Below are 15,779 nucleotides of genomic sequence, written 5' to 3'. Positions count from 1 at the left end.
CACCCCGTCAGTCCAATATCGTATTTCATATACGATATTGCAAAGTCGCCCACCCGCCGAAGGAGCACTTGCAATGACGGCTGAGGTTCCCGAAGTCGCCGACGAGGATTTCCAGGAGATCCTGGCGCAGACCCGCCAGTTCGTCCGTACCGCGGTCGTTCCGCGGGAGCAGGAGATCCTGGACGAGGACCGGGTGCCCGACGACCTTCGCGACCAGGCCAAGAAGATGGGCCTGTTCGGCTACGCCATCCCGCAGGAGTGGGGCGGGCTCGGCCTGAATCTGGTTCAGGACGTCGAGTTGGCAATGGAGCTGGGATACACCTCGCTTGCGGTGCGGTCGATGTTCGGCACCAACAACGGCATTGCCGGACAGGTCCTGGTCGGGTTTGGCACCGACGAGCAGAAGGGACGTTGGCTGGAAGGGATCGCCTCCGGCGATGTGGTCGCGTCCTTCGCGCTCACCGAGCCGGGCGCCGGCTCCAATCCGGCCGGTTTGAAGACCAAAGCCGTTCGAGACGGCCAGGATTGGTTGATTTCCGGACAGAAGCGCTTCATTACCAATGCGCCTACCGCCAACCTGTTCGTGGTGTTCGCCCGCACCCGGCCCGCCGACGATCAAGGCCCGGGCATTGCCGTCTTCCTGGTCCCCGCGGACGCGCCGGGCGTGTCGGTCGGCGTCAAGGACGCGAAGATGGGGCAGGAGGGCGCCTGGACCGCCGACGTCGCCTTCGACGACGTCCGCGTGGATCACACGGCGCTGATCGGTGGCAGCGAGGACATCGGGTACCGCGCCGCCATGACCTCCCTGGCCCGGGGCCGGGTGCATATCGCCGCGATCGCCGTCGGTGCCGCTCAACGCGCGCTCGACGAATCCGTGGCCTACGCCGCGACCGCCACCCAGGGCGGAACGCCGATCGGCAACTTCCAGTTGGTGCAGGCGATGCTCGCCGACCAGCAGACCGGCGTGCTCGCCGGCCGGGCTCTGGTGCGCGACACCGCACGTCAGTGGGTCAGCAACTCCGACCGGCGGATCGCCCCGTCGGCCGCCAAACTCTTCTGCACCGAAATGGTCGGCAAGGTAGCCGATCTCGCCGTGCAGATCCACGGGGGCAGCGGTTATATGCGCGGGGTGCCGGTCGAAAGGATCTACCGTGATGTTCGCCTGCTGCGCCTCTATGAGGGGACCAGCGAGATCCAGCAGCTGATCATCGGCGCGAACCTGGTCAAGGCGGCACAGCGGTGACCGGCCGGCTGCGGGACAAAGTCGCATTCATCACCGGGGCGGCGCGAGGGCAAGGACGGGCGCACGCCGTGCGGATGGCAGCCGAGGGCGCCGACATCATCGCCATCGACATCGCCGGCGTATTGCCGCCCTGTGTCCCCTACGATTCCGCCACGCCCGAAGACTTGGCCGAAACCGTCCGCCTGGTGGAGCAGACCGGGCGGAAGATCATCGCCGCCACCGCCGACACCCGCGATCTGGCGGCGCTACGCAGGGTCGTCGACGACGGCGTCGCGCGGCTCGGCCGACTGGACATAATCGTTGCCAACGCGGGTATTTCGGCACCGCAAGCGTGGAACGAAATCACCCCGGAAGACTTCCGCGATGTGATGGACATCAATGTCACCGGCACCTGGAACACCGTGATGGCCGGAGCGGACAAGATCATCGAGGGCGGCCGCGGCGGGTCCATCATCCTGATCAGCTCCGCGGCGGGCGCCAAAGTGCAGCCGTTCATGGTGCACTACACAGCCAGCAAGCACGCCGTCACCGGGCTGGCTCGCGCCTTCGCCGCCGAACTGGGCAAGCACTCGATCCGGGTGAACAGCGTTCATCCGGGACCAGTGAACTCGCCGATGGGCAGCGGCCAAATGGTGTCGGCCATGGGCAAAGTCATGGAGACCAACCCGCAACTGTCGAACATGCTGACGCCTTTCCTGCCCAGTTGGGCCGCTGAGCCGGAGGATATTGCCGACACCGTCTGCTGGCTGGCCAGCGACGAATCGCGGAATATCACCGCCGCCAAGATCCCCGTCGATCAGGGATCCACCCAGTACTAGCGGTTGATATACGCGCAGACGCGTATGTTTTCCGGGCGTCGCCGGCTGCATGCTGGTTAACATGAGCGAGATCGATCGACTGGCTGCCTTTGACTGGAGCGATGCCGCCATGAATGCGCATCTCCCGACCGGAACAGTGACGTTGCTGCTGGCCGACGTCGAGGGATCAACGCAGCTTTGGCAGTCGAGGCCCGAGGAGATGACCGCCGCGATCGCCGCCCTCGACCGGACGCTGGCCCTGCTCGTCAGCGCACACGACGGGGTGCGTCCCACCGAGCAGGGCGAAGGTGACAGCTTCGTGCTTGCCTTCCACCGCGCATCGAACGCTGTGGCGTGCGCGCTGGCGCTGCAGCGAGCCCCGTTGGCCCCCCTGCGTTTCCGTATCGGCATCCATACCGGTGAAGTGCAGTTGCGCGATGAAAACAATTACGTGGGGCCCGCCATCAATCGAACGGCGCGAGTGCGCGAGCTGGCCCACGGCGGCCAAACCGTACTGTCCGGCACCACCAGCGACCTGGTCGCCGACGCCCTTCCGGCGGACGCGTGGCTGGCCGATTTGGGCACCCACCCGTTGCGCGATCTGCCTCGGCCGGAACGCATCGTTCAACTGTGCCACCCCGATTTGTGTAACGAGTTCGCGCCGCTGAGGTTGCGGGAAAGCCTTAGCGTTGCGCATCTTCCGGTTCAGCTCAGCAGCTTCGTCGGGCGGGCGGCGGAGATGTCCGCGGTGCGCGGGGTCCTTGGCGAGAACCGCATGATGACGCTCACTGGCGCCGGCGGGGTGGGCAAGACCCGCTTGGCGGTAGAGGTCGCCGCGGCCGCGGCTGCCGAATTCCGGGACGGTGTGTGGGCGGTCGATCTGGCCCCGATTGTGGACTCCGACCTGGTGCCGATCACCGTGGCGCGGGCACTGGGTCTACCGGACCAACCAGGCCGGTCTGTGCAGAACAAGCTGCTGCAATTCATCGGCGCGCGGAAGATGCTATTGATACTGGACAACTGCGAGCATCTGCTCGACGCGACCGCCGAACTCGTCACCGCCCTCATCGGTGGCAGTCCCGGGCTTTCCGTGCTGGCCACCAGTCGCGAGCCGATTGGTGTACCCGGTGAAGTCACCTGGCGGGTGCCGTCCCTGTCGCTTGCCGACGACGCGGTCCAGCTGTTCAGCGATCGGGCGCGTCAGGTACAGCCCAGCTTCGCCGTCCGTGAGGACAACTCACATGTCGTCGTGGAGATCTGCCGCCGCCTCGATGGCATGCCGCTGGCAATCGAACTGGCCGCCGCGCGGATGCGCGCTCTGTCGCCCCAGGAGATCCTCGCGGGGCTGAGGGACCGGTTCCGGTTGTTGACCGGAGGGTCGCGAACCGCGGTGCGCCGCCAGCAGACGCTGCAGGCATCCGTGGACTGGTCGCACAATCTATTGACCGAGCCCGAGCGCGTATTGTTCCGCCGATTGGCCGTATTCCTAGGCGGATTCGACCTGACGGCCTGCCAGGAGGTCCTCAGCGACCGCACCCTGGCGCGCCATCAGGTGCTGGATGTGTTGGCTCTGCTCGTCGACAAGTCGCTGGTGATTGCCGAAACCGAGAGGGGCACAACCCGATACCGGCTGCTGGAAACGATCCGCCAGTATGCCCAAGAAAAGCTTACCGAGTCGCCGGACGGAGCTGCCGTGCGAGACCGCCACCGCGACTACTACACCGGGCTGGCCGCGGCCTTGGAAGCTCCCGCGACCAAAAACCTGGCGCTACAACTGAACCGGGCAGAAGCCGAGATTGACAATCTGCGTGCCGCATTCGCGTGGAGCGAAGAAAACTCCGACATCGACAGCGCGTTACGGCTGGCAACATCGTTGCAGGCGCTCTGGTTGACACGGGGACTCGTCAAAGAAGGAAGGGATTGGCTTGACATCGGACTGGCACGTGCCGCCTCCACCGAGGTGACACCCACCAACCTGGCACGAGCGTTGGCCGATAAGGCATACCTGGACAACATGCGCACGGCCGAATGCGCCGAGGCGGCACACCGCGCGGTGGCGATCGCGCGCGAACTCGATGATCCGGCGTTGTTGGCCCGCACCTTGGCTGCGCTCGGACGCGTCACCGCCTGGGACGCCAACCAGTCCGGTCCGATCCTGTCGGAAGCCGCCGAGTTGGCCCGCGGAATGGATGACCGCTGGCTTTTGAGCCAGGTCCTGTACTTCCAGGCACTCATGGCTACAGTCGGCTCGGGGGACCTGGACCACGGAATCGCGGCCGCGGAGGAGGGCCGCGCCCTGGCCGACGAGATCGGCGACCAAGGCTACTCACGAGCATGCCGCTGGTGTCTGGCCGGGGCGCAATCGGCGCGCGGCGACCTTGTGGGCGCCGAGAAGCAGTTGCGTGGACTGATGATCGAAGCGGACCTGGCACACGCGCTGATCTGGGAAGTGAACGCCCGAACGGCTCTTGGCCAGCTACTGGCCTACACCGGACGAGCCGCTGAGGGCCGATCCATCGTGCTCGAATCATTGGGCCGTGCGGCCGAACTCGGCGGCTACCAGGAGGGCATTGCTTACGCTGCGCTGGCTTTCACCGCTCTTGCCGACGGCGACGTGGCGCAGGCTGCCGAGGCCAGCGACGCCACCGTCGAGCGCCTCGGTGGGTGGCCGTGGCTTGCCACTACCGTCGCCAAACCTGCCGCCCAGGCCGCGTTGGCCCAAGGTGACCTCGCAACAGCCCGCCGTCACGCAGATACAGATGTGGACATGGCGCTGGGCTGGTTCTCAGTACAGGCACTGACCACCCGGGCGCGGGTCGCATTAGCGCAGAACGAGTTCGGACAGGCAGAGCGCGACGCACACGAGGCGCTGGCGCGCGCCGCCGAGATGAGCACTCTCCTGTTCGTCCCGGATCTGCTGGAGGTACTGGCCACGCTGACCAACGCAGCGGGCAGCCACCTGGAGGCGACGCGACTGCACGCGGCAGCACAAGCGATTCGGGAACGTACCGGAATCGTGCGCTTCCGAGTGTACGACGCCGCTTACCACCGATCGCTGGACGAAGCGCGAACTGCACTGGGCATCAACGCCTTTGACGAGGCATGGGCCGCCGGCCTGGCGCTGTCCACCGATGAAGCGATCGCCTACGCGCAGCGCGGCCGCGGCGAACGGAAACGACCGCCCAGCGGTTGGGACTCGCTCACTCCGACCGAGCTCAACATCGTGCACCTGGCCCAAGAGGGACTTGGCAACAAGGACATCGGCGCCCGCCTATTCGTCTCGCCGCGGACCGTGCAGACTCACCTGACGCACGTCTACAACAAGCTCGGCCTGACCTCGCGCTACCAGTTGATCCAAGAGGCGGCCCGACGGACCTGAGTTCAACCGATCAGATCCAGCGTGCCCAAGTCGCGAATTGCCTCACACCCCCGTCGCAGCATGGTCAGCACCATGTCGTCGCCACGCTCGGTGGCGGTCGCAAAGGCGAAGCCCAGCGCCGATATCAGCACGGTGTGCGGCATACCGAGGCGGTAATCACGCCAACAGGTTTCGCGGTCATAATCGGTGACGCCGTGTCCGACCAGGGCTCGGTGGTAATCATCGACGAGCTCTGCCTCGATGGCCTTGCGTAGCTCGGAATCGAGGCTGGTCGCCGCGAAATATGCCAGATCCCTCCCCGGCAGCCCGATGCCGAGGGTCTGCCAGTCCACCACGCTCACCCGGGTGTGATCGGGATCGAACAACAGGTTGTCCAGCCGGTAGTCGCCGTGCAGAAGCGCGAAGCGGTCCCGCTCGGCAAGCAACCACGGTGTCACCAAGGCCATTGTGGTGGTGAAAGTCTCACGGTCCTGTGCGGTCATCCGGTCACCCAGCTTGTCCAGGGTGATGCCGGCGCTCATCTGCGCCACGTCACCGAGGCCCTTGGCGGAATCCTCGTCGGGACGCCCGAAGGCGATGCCCGGCAGATCCAGCCACACCGGATCGCACCAGCTGGGCCCGTGCAGGCCGGCCAGCGCCGTCACCGCCAGCCGCGCCTCCTGCTCACCACAGCCGGCGAGCTGATCGCCCTGTACCGCGGGCGCCTGATCAGCCAGTAACAGCGCGTATTCCATTGCATCATCGGTGATTTCGCAATAAAAACAGTCGGGTACCGGCACCCTTACCCGGTCGGCCACCGAAGTGTAGAACGCGCATTCACTGCGGTAGCCGAAGACGACGCGGTCCCGGACCGCATCGTCCTGGGCCGGCAACTTGATCACGAAAGTCTGCGGGAGATCGCCCTGATCGGTGCGGTAGGTGGCCGTCACCCGGTAGGTGGCCCCGGTTTGTCCGGTACCGATAGCCACGACGTCGGCCTGTGACACCTCGACCGGGGTACCCCGGTGGCTCAGCGCCGCCGACAGCCACTCGGGCGTGACGTCGGCGGGGTACCGCGGAATGGACAACAAGGCACTCATGTCACAACTGTAAGACATACGGCATGAGCTACCGGCATGCCCCTGCGGCGGACCTATTCGGCCAGGATCCGCCAGTCCGCGGCCTCGTGCTGCTGTTGCCAGAACTCGCTGAAACGGCCACCGGCACCGAGTAACTCGTCGACGCCGCCATCCTCGACCACCCGACCGTTCTCCAGGAACAGCACCCGGTCGGCGTGCCGGATGCTGGCCAGCCGGTGCGCCACGATCACCCGGGTGTGCGAGTGCGGGTCGGCCGTCAGGGCCTCGACCACCGCCACCTCGTTCTCGTTGTCCAGGGCGCTGGTCGCTTCGTCGACGAGCAGGGTCGGTGCGCCCTTCAGCAGGGCGCGCGCGATACTGACCCGTTGGCGTTCCCCCCCGGACAGGGCCGAGCCCGCTTCGCCCACAACGGTATCCACCCCGTCGGGCAATCTGCCGGTGAGCTCGTCGACGCGGGCCAGGCGGACTGCCCGCGCGAACCGCTCGTCGTCGGCTTCCGGGTCACCGGCCAGGACATTTTCCCGGATCGTGCCGTGGAAGAGGTACGGGTGCTGGAAGACGACGCTGCTGGCGCGCTGACGGGCACCCGCGTCCAGCGTGGTGGCGTCCACTCCGTCGATGAGCACCCGGCCACTGGTCGGCTGGTGCAGTCCGGCGATCAGCGCAAGGATGGTGCTCTTGCCGGATCCGGACGGCCCGACGATCGCGGTCGCGGTGCCCGGCTGCAACGAGAAGCTGACCTGGTCCAGCACCGGTGCGCCACCGTCGTAAGCGAAAGAGACGTCGTCGAATTCGATGCGCGGCGCCGCGGAGGGGTCGCGCAGGGCGGCCGCTCCGGCGCCCAGGGCCGGCGCGGTCAGCACCGACCGGATGCGGTCGAGTGTGGCGCGTACGGTTTCCAGTGCCGGCGCCAGCTCGCTCACGGTGACGAACGGCTCGAGGTAGCGGGCCATCACCACGATCAACGCAACAGCCTCGGACACCGAGAGCGTACCGCCGACCGTCAGCGCCGTGGTGACGCCGGCCAACAGGATCAGCGCCAGTTGGCTGGCGATGCTGAACAATAACTGACCCGGGATCTGCATGCCCAGCAGTCGCATCGTCGCGCTGTGCTGCGCGCTGAGCGCGTCGCCGACCAGGCTGCGGGCCGGCTCGACGCGCCGTGCGGCGCGCAACGCCTGCTGGGTGCGGGCGAACTCGATGATGCGTTCGGTCAGTGCGCTGTTGGCCTCCCCCGCCGCGGCATCGGCCCGGCGCGACAGGCGCACCGATGCCCAAAGCGCCCCGAGCAGCAACGGCACACCGGCCAGCGCGGCCGCGCCCAGCTGCCAGGAGATCGGCAACAGGACCAGTGCGATCACCGCGGGTAGCAGCACCGCGCTGAGCAGCGGCGTCAGCAGGTTGACCACCAACCCGACCAACTCGGGCCCGGTCGAGGCGATCGCCTGCCGCGCGGTCGCGGTGTTCTCGGCGGTGAACCACTCCAGCCGCACTTCGGGCAGCCGGTCGGCGATGTCGTGCTGGGTGTGGTCCAACACGGCGAATCCCAGATCGAAACCGATTCTGGCCGTGGCGGTGTCGATGACCCAGCCGAGCACGGTCGCGGCGGTGAGCCAGCCCAGCCACACCAGCGCCCGGTGCGGCGAGTCGCTGAACAGGGCGCCCACCAGCGGGACGAGCAGCACGGTGCCCACCGCGCGCACCACCACCGAGAGGAAGGTGAGCACGGCATAGCGCAGCACTTTGGCGCGGCGGTCCGCCGGCACCAGGCCGATCCAGGTGCGGATCATCGAGCGGCCCCCTGTCCTGCGATCGATGCGGACACGGGTTGTCCGGTCTCCCAGAGTCGGCGGTAGCGGCCGTCGGCGGCCAGCAGTTCGTCGTGGGTGCCGCGCTCGGCAATGCGCCCGTGGTCGAGCACGACGATCTGGTCGGCGCCGGTGATGGTGTGCAACCGGTGCGCGATCACCAGGACGGTCCGGTCTCTGGTGAGTCGGTTGAGCGCTTGCTGCACAAGGTATTCCGATTCCGGGTCGGCGTATGCGGTGGCCTCGTCGAGGATCAGCACCGGCGTGTCGGCCAGGATCGCACGGGCGATGGTCAGTCGTTGCTTCTCCCCGCCCGAGAGTGCGGCGCTGGCACCCAGGATTGTGTCGTAGCCGTTGGGCAGACGCAGGATTCGGTCGTGGATCTGCGCCTCGCGGGCGGCATCCTGGATTTGCGCCAGGGTGGCATCGGGCACGGCGAGCGCGATGTTCTCCGCGACGGTGCCGTGCACGAGTTGGGTCTCCTGCAACACGAAACCGACGCGGGTGTACAGCTCGTCGGCCGTCAGGGTCCGAATGTCCTGTCCGCCCACCCGGATCGAGCCTTGCTGGATGTCGTGGAACCGGGCCAGCAGGGCGGCCAGCGTGGACTTACCGGAACCCGACGGACCCACGAGCGCGGTGACGGTGCCCGGTCGCAGCTGCAGCGAGACATCGCGGATCACCGGGACACCGGGGCGGTAGGCGAAGCTCACGTGGTCGAAGACGACCGTAGCGGCATCGGAGGGTTCGCGAGGACGGTCCTCGACCTCGAGTTCGGGCTCGGCGAGCGCGATTTGGAGGCGCCGGGCGGCCAGCGTGCCACCGCGAATGCCGGCGATCCCGTAGCCGATACCAAGCAAGCGGGTCCCGAAGGTGGTGCCCAGCAACAGGAACGGAAGCAGATCCACCGGGTCCATCCGGTGCGTCACCACCAGCAGGGTGCCGGCCGTGACGATGAGCCACAGGAAGGTGGACGGACGCGTGGCCAGGTCCATCATGGTCTTCTTGCCAGCCAGCGGACGCTGCCAGGCAACAAGGAATCCGATGTATTCGTCCAGACGGCGACGGAATGTCGACGCGGCGGCCCCGCCGAATACGCGGATCACCGGTTGACCTTCCAGGTAGGCACCGGCTTCGGTACCCATTTTCTCGGCCCAGCGCTGGGACTGGGCGATACGCGGGCCGGACTGCACCATCAGAGCCGACGACGTCATCAGGTAAACGAGGACCGGCCCGAACAGCACGAGCGCTACCCGCCAGTCGACGACGAACAGGTACAACAACACCGCCACCGGCGCGACGGCGGCGTTGACCGCGTCCGGAATGGCGTGGGTGACCAGGTAGTGCAGCGCGAGGGTGTCGTCCTGGACCAGTTGCTTGATGGAGCCAGATCCGCGTGCGGTGAACCAGCCCAGCGGCAGACGAGATAGCTTGCCCAACAACCGCGACCGCAACTCGCTGGCGAATCGCGCGTCGACGATATGAAGCCAGAGAGTCAGTGCGGCACCGAGCAGGGTGCCCAATCCCAGCAGCGAGACGGCCGCGATGCCCAGGTTCCACAGCCGGGACTCGTCGGCGCCTGAGATCAGCAACCGCGCCAATTCGACCAGCAGCACGAACGGCGCCAGCTGCACCAGCGTGATGACGGCTTGCAGCACCCCGGAGATGATCAGCGCCGAGCGCAGGGGCGCCAGCAACTGGCCCGCCGCCTGCGCACGCCAGCTGCCGCGGGCGGCCGGAACCGAGGAGGCTGACTCGGTCTGTGCGGCAACGATTTCCGGCTGTTCGTCACCGGGCTGGTCGGCGGCGTCGGGCTCTTCGCCGCGGCGGGTGCCCATTTCCTTGCCTGCGCTCCAGTACGCCTGCGCATGAACCTCGGACTTGGGGAACCCGAATGCGTCCCGGAGCCGTTTACGAACGTGCTTGAGCGTGTTGGCTTCCGGGGTGGCCCAGGCATACCAGTTGGACCAGTCACGGGTTTCGATTGCGTCGGCCAACGACTTGTCGTCGCGCCGGGTGACCCAATGCACCCGTAGGCGGGGGTGCTCGGCGATGGGGATCAGGGTGTCGTTGTCGTCATGCTGCTCGAGATACATCTCAATCGGCACGTCCTTCGGGACGGTTCCGATGATGCCGTTCATGCCGGGGATCGAGGCGGAGTCGCCGATCAGCAGATAGCCTGCGGGCTGCTCGTCGGGCGGGTCGAAGCGGGTGGAGCCCATCAGCGACGTGACGGCGATGGTGGCGCCCGGCTGAACGGTCCTCGCCCACGTCGAGGCTGGGCCGGCGGGTTCGTGCAGCACCACGTCGACCGCGAAGCGTCCACTCGCCGGGTCAGCCTCGGAAAGCGTGTATCCGCGCTGGAATTCGGTCTTGGAGCCCTTCGGATCCGGGAACCAGAACCGCAGCCAAGCGGCCGGTTCCGCCTCGGTGTCCTCGAACAGCGTCGGGGACTCCATCCTGATCCGGACGAAATGCGGTGCGAGCATTACGGTTTCGGTCACCGTCGCCGTGTGGTCGCGTGCACCGAAGCCTTTGAGCATCGCACCCGAGAACCCGCGTGCCATCAACGATCCTCTCCCGCGCCGGCGTGGGCCGCCACGACTTCCATGATCGGGCGGCCCGGCGGGATTTCCCCGACCAGGCCCCGAATCGACGCGGCCAGCAACAGCCGCACGTATTGCGATCTCGACAGTTCGGGCAGGCCGAGGTGGGCCGCCCCTAGTCGTTCGTCATCGGCCAGCCGCCGATTGGCGGCATCCCGCTCCTGCGCGAACCGGTCGGCCTGTTCACCGCCGGTAGTGCTGACCTTGTTTTCCTCACGGGCGGCCAGGCTGATCGCCAGCGTGGCCACGGCACTGGCCAGCACAATGGCCGCGTCCTTGCCGTACCCGCGGCGGTTCAGCGCCTCGACCTCCGCGATCAGCAACCCCATGCCGGTGTCGCCGCGCGGGAACAACACCTGCATATAGGACGCCAGGCCGGGGTGCTCGACGGTGAAGCTCCACAGCTGCAGCCCGAACGAAAGCAGGTGCTGCTCGAGGTTCTCGTCCGGGTCGTCCGTCAGCTCGAGCTCGGCCAGCAGACTTTCACCGATCAATCGCTCAAGCGCCCAACGACTTTCGACGTGACGGTACAGGGCGGTGGCCGAAACGCCGAGCCGGCCGGCGACGGCGTTGATGCTGAGGCGCGCCATACCCAGCTCGCGGCCCACCCGCAGCACGTCTTCGAGCGCGATGAGCGCCGGACGGCCGCCGGTGCGCTGAGCAATGGTTTTCACCCGGCTGACCCCTCGACGCAGTTAGTTACCCCCGTAAACTAAGGGTTACCTTACACGCCGTCAAACGGGCTGGTCGGGCGCTGTCCCGCTAGAGACTCTTGGGTGCGTTCTGCACGTCGGTGATCGCCTGCTCGTCACCGTCGAAGTCAACCCGGGCCGTCCTGCCGACCGCAAACAACAGCAACTCCTCGGGCGGACCGGTCACCGTGACGGCGGGGCCCTGACCGGCGATCAGCACCGTCTTGCCGTCGGTGGTGCGCAGCGCGACGCGACCCGGCACCTTCGTCAGCGTCAGCCGCCCCATCAGTCCCAGCGTCCGCTGTAGCCCGGCGACCAGTTTGGGTTCGAGTTCCCTTGGCTCCCAGTCGGTTCCGGCGCGGCGCACGTCCTCGTGATGGATGAACATTTCGGCGACATTGGCGACCGGGTCGAGGAGTTTGAATGGCGAGTAGACGGGCGGACCGGCCGCGATCTTGCCCACCAACTCCTCCCAGTCAGTGTTCTCGGCGACCTTGTTCTGCAACTTCTCGGTGTGGCCGGCGAAGAAGGGAATGAGGATGCCCGGTCCCGCGTCGATGCGGTGCTCCCTGATCACCAGATGGGCCGCCAGGTCGCGGGTGCGCCACCCCTCGCACAGGGTGGGCGCATCGGGGCCCGCGGCAAGCATCGTCTCCACCAGTGCGGCGCGCTCACGTCGTGCAACGGACACTTCGTCTCCAATCGTTCGGGCTTCGACCACCATCGTGCCGCACACCAGATGTTTCGAATGTATGTGCGATGGCTATCCGCGCTGTTATGAGTAGCAACGCGCAACCAGCCCCGCAGGAAAACCCCGAGAAGGACCCGTCCAATTGGGTGACCGGCGACGAGCCGATGACGGGCCCGCAGCGCAGCTATGTGAGCACTTTGGCGCAGGAAGCCGGTCGGGACGTTCCGGACGATCTGACGAAGGCGCAGGCGTCGGAGTTGATCGACGAGCTGCAGCAGCAGACGGGCAGGGGTGCCCATTAGGCCCGGCTAGCCCCGGCTATCGGTGCGGGCGGAGGGACTCGAACCCACACGCTCTTTCGAGCACCGGCACCTAAAGCCGGCATGTCTGCCAATTTCATCACGCCCGCGCGACTAGCGATCCTACGCGCGCACGACAACCGCTTGACCACCGCGCGGTACCGTCATGGTGTGTCCACCCCCGCCCCGCTACGACGCCACCGTCGCGTCGCGGCGATCATTCTGGTGGTCGTTGCGGCGTGCGGTTGCCTGGCATTGGGCTGGTGGCAGTGGACCCGATTCCAGTCGGTATCAGGCACCTACCAGAACCTGGGTTACGCGCTGCAGTGGCCGCTGTTCGCCGGGTTCTGCGTGTACGCCTACCGGAATTTCGTTCGCTACGAGCAGGCGCCGCCCGAGCCGCAGAACCGCGAGGCGGCCACCGAGATCCCGCCCGGGCTGCTGCCCGAGCGGCCGCGGCCCGCCCAACAGCAAGCCGATGATCCCGCCCTGCGCGAGTACAACGCATACCTGGCCGAGCTCGCCAAGAACGACGCCGAAAAGCAGAACAGGACCACCGCATGAGTGCACCCGAGACACCCGACACCGAACGCAGCGCGTCGGTGTTCCCGATCGAAAAGATCCGGACCGCGCTGCTCGCCTACCGCGTGATGGCGTGGGCGACGGGCATCTGGCTGATCGCACTGTGCGGGGAGATCGTGTCGCACTTGGTCTATCACCGCGAGATCCGGTGGATCGAAGTCGTTCACGGCTGGGTGTACTTCGTCTATGTGATCGCGGCGTTCAATCTGGCGATCAAAGTTCGCTGGCCGATCGGCAAGACAATCGGCGTGCTGCTGGCCGGTACGGTCCCGCTGTTGGGCATCATCGTCGAGCACCGTCAGACCAAGGACATCAAGGCGCGCTTCGACTTGTGAATCAGTGCGCCAGCGCGCGCAGGGCGGGCAGCAACAGCGCCAGGGCGCGTCCGCGGTGTGACACCGCGTCCTTTTCCGCTGGGGTCAGTTCGGCCGCGGTCCGCTGCTCGCCGTTGGGCACAAAAATAGGGTCGTAGCCGAAGCCGCCGTCGCCGCGCGGCGCACGCCCGATCGTGCCGCGCCACTCACCACGAACCACCACCTGTTCGGCATCGGAGACCAGTGCGCAGGCCGATACGAACGCCGCGCCGCGCCGCCCGTCGGGCACGTCGGACAACTGAGCCAACAGCAGCTCGGTGTTGGCGGCGTCGTCGCCGTGCCGTCCCGACCACCGCGCCGACAACACCCCGGGCATCCCGTTGAGCGCGGCGACCGTCAGTCCCGAGTCGTCGGCGACGCTCGGCAGGCCGGTGGCGGCGAACGCGTCCCGCGCCTTGGCCAGCGCGTTCTCCTCGAAGGTCGCGCCCGTCTCGGGTGCCTCGGCGAATGCCGGCACGTCGTCCAAGGACACCAGCGTCACCCCCAACAGACCGGCGCCGTCCAAGACGCGCTGCAGTTCGGCCAGCTTCTTGCGGTTGCGGCTGGCGACCAGTACCCGATTCAGCTTCCGAACGCCTTCGGCTGCGGCGGCCCCTCCGGCAGCTCACCCGGGTAGGGCAGCGCCAACGCTTCACGCTGGGCGGCGAACAGCTCGTCGCAGGCTTTGAGTGCCACGTCGAGCAGCTTGTCCAGGGTCGAGCGCGGGAACGTCGCCCCCTCGCCGGTGCCCTGCACCTCCACCAGGGTCCCGGTGTCGGTGGCGACCACGTTCATGTCGACTTCGGCGCGCGAGTCCTCCTCGTAGGGCAGGTCGGCGCGGATCCTGCCGTCGACCACGCCCACGCTGATCGCGGCGATGGCACAGGACAGCGGCCGGGGGTCGGACAACTTGCCGGCGGCGGCCAGGTAGGTGACCGCGTCGGCCAGCGCCACGTAAGCGCCGGTGATCGCCGCGGTACGGGTGCCGCCGTCGGCCTGCAGCACGTCGCAGTCGACGGCGATGGTGTTTTCCCCGAGCGCGGCCAGGTCGATGCATGCCCGCAGCGATCGGCCCACCAGCCGACTGATCTCCTGGGTGCGGCCGCTGGGCCGGCCTTTCACCGATTCGCGGTCGGAACGAGTGTGGGTCGCCGACGGCAGCATCGCGTATTCCGCGGTCAGCCAGCCCAGACCCGAACCCTTCCGCCAGCGCGGCACGCCCTCGGTGACGCTCGCGGTGCACAACACCTTGGTGCGACCGAATTCGATCAGCACCGAACCCGCTGGATTTTCGGTGAACCCCCGGGTGATGACCACCTGGCGAAGCTCGTCGTCACGGCGGCCGTCTTCTCGTTTCGACACGCCGACAACCCTAACTTGCGACCGAAGCCGCCCGATCTAGACCGCTAACTGGCGCGGCGGACCTCGAACGTCTCGTCGGGCACTACCGCATGCACCGGGCCGTCGAACTCGGCCTTGGCCTCGCTGATCACATCCTCGCGCGACGTCCAGGGCGGGATGTGCGTGAGCAGCAACTCGCGGACACCGGCCCGCGCCGCGGCCCGGCCGGCCTCGGTACCGGACAAGTGCAGAGCGGGCGGGTGCTTCGGTGAGTGCGGCCAGGACGCCTCGCAGAGAAAGACGTCGGCGCCGCGAGCAAGTTCGATGAGCTGATCGCACTCGCCGGTGTCGCCGCTGTAGACCAGCGTCGCTCCGGTCGGATCGGTGAACCGCATGCCGAAAGACTCGGTCGGGTGCGCGACGACCCGGGGCAGCACCGTGATCTCGCCGAATGTCACCGGCTCACCGTCAACCCAGTGCCGCACGTCGAAGATGTCCGAGCAATCGTCGATCTCGCCGCCATACGGTGACGACGCCGCACCCAACCGCGACCAGGTGTCGCTCGGGCCGTACAGCAGCGCCTTGCCCGTTGGTCGCGCGGTCGGGTGGTATCGGCGCCAGACGAACAACCCCGGAACATCCAGGCAGTGGTCGGCGTGCAGATGCGACAACAACACGTTGACCGAGCCCGGATCGGCGTGCCGCTGCAACGCCCCCAGTACACCCCCGCCGAAATCGATCACGAGGGGCGGCGTCCCCGGAGCCCGAAGCAGATATCCCGACGCGGGCGAATCCGGACCCACGACGCTCCCGGAGCATCCGAGCACGGTTATGCGCACGGAGACCACTGTGCCATGCCAAATACCGCGATGGGGAAAACATCGCCGCATTCCGTCATAAACATGGGCA

General features: G+C 67.1%; 14 protein-coding genes and 1 tRNA gene. 6 read left to right on the top strand and 9 right to left on the bottom strand.

Annotation, left to right across the window (positions count from 1 at the left end):
* The first annotated feature begins 73 nt into the window (after positions 1 to 73).
* Genes A5645_RS02465 through A5645_RS02455 form a run of 3 tightly spaced genes read left to right on the top strand, consistent with a single transcriptional unit; the run spans position 74 to position 5,419 of the window.
* Positions 74 to 1,243, top strand: a complete 1,170-nt coding sequence (locus A5645_RS02465; protein WP_065038549.1) for an acyl-CoA dehydrogenase family protein — start codon at positions 74 to 76, stop codon at positions 1,241 to 1,243.
* A complete protein-coding gene (locus tag A5645_RS02460) occupies positions 1,240 to 2,061 on the top strand; it encodes a mycofactocin-coupled SDR family oxidoreductase (protein ID WP_065038548.1) in 822 nt (273 codons plus the stop codon). The genes A5645_RS02465 and A5645_RS02460 overlap by 4 nt, the downstream gene beginning before the upstream one ends.
* Before the next feature lie 49 nt (positions 2,062 to 2,110).
* Positions 2,111 to 5,419, top strand: coding sequence for a helix-turn-helix transcriptional regulator (locus tag A5645_RS02455; protein WP_065128360.1), 3,309 nt, complete (start codon positions 2,111 to 2,113; stop codon positions 5,417 to 5,419).
* A gap of 2 nt (positions 5,420 to 5,421) precedes the next feature.
* On the opposite strand, the gene A5645_RS02450 is transcribed toward A5645_RS02455, so the two are convergent.
* From A5645_RS02450 to A5645_RS02430, 5 genes are all read right to left on the bottom strand, one after another.
* Positions 5,422 to 6,498 carry a phosphotransferase family protein gene (locus A5645_RS02450; RefSeq protein ID WP_065128359.1) on the bottom strand — a complete coding sequence of 359 codons (1,077 nt, stop codon included), beginning with the start codon at positions 6,496 to 6,498 and terminating at the stop codon, positions 5,422 to 5,424.
* Between the two features lie 53 nt (positions 6,499 to 6,551).
* A complete protein-coding gene (locus A5645_RS02445) occupies positions 6,552 to 8,288 on the bottom strand; it encodes an ABC transporter ATP-binding protein (protein WP_065128358.1) in 1,737 nt (578 codons plus the stop codon).
* Complete coding sequence (locus tag A5645_RS02440; RefSeq protein WP_065128357.1) at positions 8,285 to 10,873, bottom strand: ABC transporter ATP-binding protein/permease; 2,589 nt, start codon at positions 10,871 to 10,873, stop codon at positions 8,285 to 8,287. The genes A5645_RS02445 and A5645_RS02440 overlap by 4 nt, the downstream gene beginning before the upstream one ends.
* The gene (locus A5645_RS02435) at positions 10,873 to 11,586 is read right to left on the bottom strand and encodes a TetR family transcriptional regulator (RefSeq protein WP_065128356.1); all 714 of its coding nucleotides are present in this window, start codon (positions 11,584 to 11,586) and stop codon (positions 10,873 to 10,875) included. Before A5645_RS02435 ends, A5645_RS02440 begins: the two co-directional genes overlap by 1 nt.
* Before the next feature lie 88 nt (positions 11,587 to 11,674).
* Positions 11,675 to 12,295 (bottom strand): TIGR03085 family metal-binding protein, encoded by a 621-nt coding sequence (locus A5645_RS02430; RefSeq protein WP_065038575.1) that lies wholly within the window; start codon positions 12,293 to 12,295, stop codon positions 11,675 to 11,677.
* A gap of 86 nt (positions 12,296 to 12,381) precedes the next feature.
* Here A5645_RS02430 and A5645_RS02425 point away from each other — a divergent pair, with 86 nt between their 5' ends.
* On the top strand, positions 12,382 to 12,597 hold the full coding sequence (locus A5645_RS02425; RefSeq protein ID WP_065038542.1) for a DUF3072 domain-containing protein: 216 nt from the start codon (positions 12,382 to 12,384) through the stop codon (positions 12,595 to 12,597).
* A 23-nt stretch (positions 12,598 to 12,620) separates the two neighbouring features.
* Here A5645_RS02425 and A5645_RS02420 read toward each other — a convergent pair.
* Positions 12,621 to 12,704: transfer RNA gene (locus A5645_RS02420), tRNA-Leu, on the bottom strand.
* 61 nt (positions 12,705 to 12,765) lie between these two features.
* On the opposite strand from A5645_RS02420, the gene A5645_RS02415 reads away from it, so the two are divergent.
* Positions 12,766 to 13,158 (top strand): hypothetical protein, encoded by a 393-nt coding sequence (locus A5645_RS02415; RefSeq protein WP_065128382.1) that lies wholly within the window; start codon positions 12,766 to 12,768, stop codon positions 13,156 to 13,158.
* Positions 13,155 to 13,511: a DUF3817 domain-containing protein gene (locus tag A5645_RS02410; protein ID WP_065038541.1), complete on the top strand. Its 357-nt coding sequence runs from the start codon at positions 13,155 to 13,157 to the stop codon at positions 13,509 to 13,511. Before A5645_RS02415 ends, A5645_RS02410 begins: the two co-directional genes overlap by 4 nt.
* A gap of 1 nt (position 13,512) precedes the next feature.
* On the opposite strand, the gene rdgB is transcribed toward A5645_RS02410, so the two are convergent.
* The 3 genes from rdgB to A5645_RS02395 are packed head-to-tail and all read right to left on the bottom strand — an operon-like array spanning position 13,513 to position 15,760.
* Complete coding sequence (gene rdgB / locus A5645_RS02405; protein ID WP_065038540.1) at positions 13,513 to 14,115, bottom strand: RdgB/HAM1 family non-canonical purine NTP pyrophosphatase; 603 nt, start codon at positions 14,113 to 14,115, stop codon at positions 13,513 to 13,515.
* Positions 14,112 to 14,891 (bottom strand): ribonuclease PH, encoded by a 780-nt coding sequence (gene rph, locus A5645_RS02400; RefSeq protein WP_065038539.1) that lies wholly within the window; start codon positions 14,889 to 14,891, stop codon positions 14,112 to 14,114. Before rph ends, rdgB begins: the two co-directional genes overlap by 4 nt.
* A 44-nt stretch (positions 14,892 to 14,935) precedes the next feature.
* Positions 14,936 to 15,760: a cyclic nucleotide-degrading phosphodiesterase gene (locus A5645_RS02395; protein ID WP_081288110.1), complete on the bottom strand. Its 825-nt coding sequence runs from the start codon at positions 15,758 to 15,760 to the stop codon at positions 14,936 to 14,938.
* Positions 15,761 to 15,779 lie beyond the last annotated feature (19 nt).

This window comes from Mycobacterium asiaticum (assembly GCF_001673635.1).
Lineage (GTDB): Bacteria > Actinomycetota > Actinomycetes > Mycobacteriales > Mycobacteriaceae > Mycobacterium > Mycobacterium asiaticum_C.
Note: the sequence above shows the minus strand (reverse complement) of the source record. Positions and strands in the feature narration are given on the sequence as shown.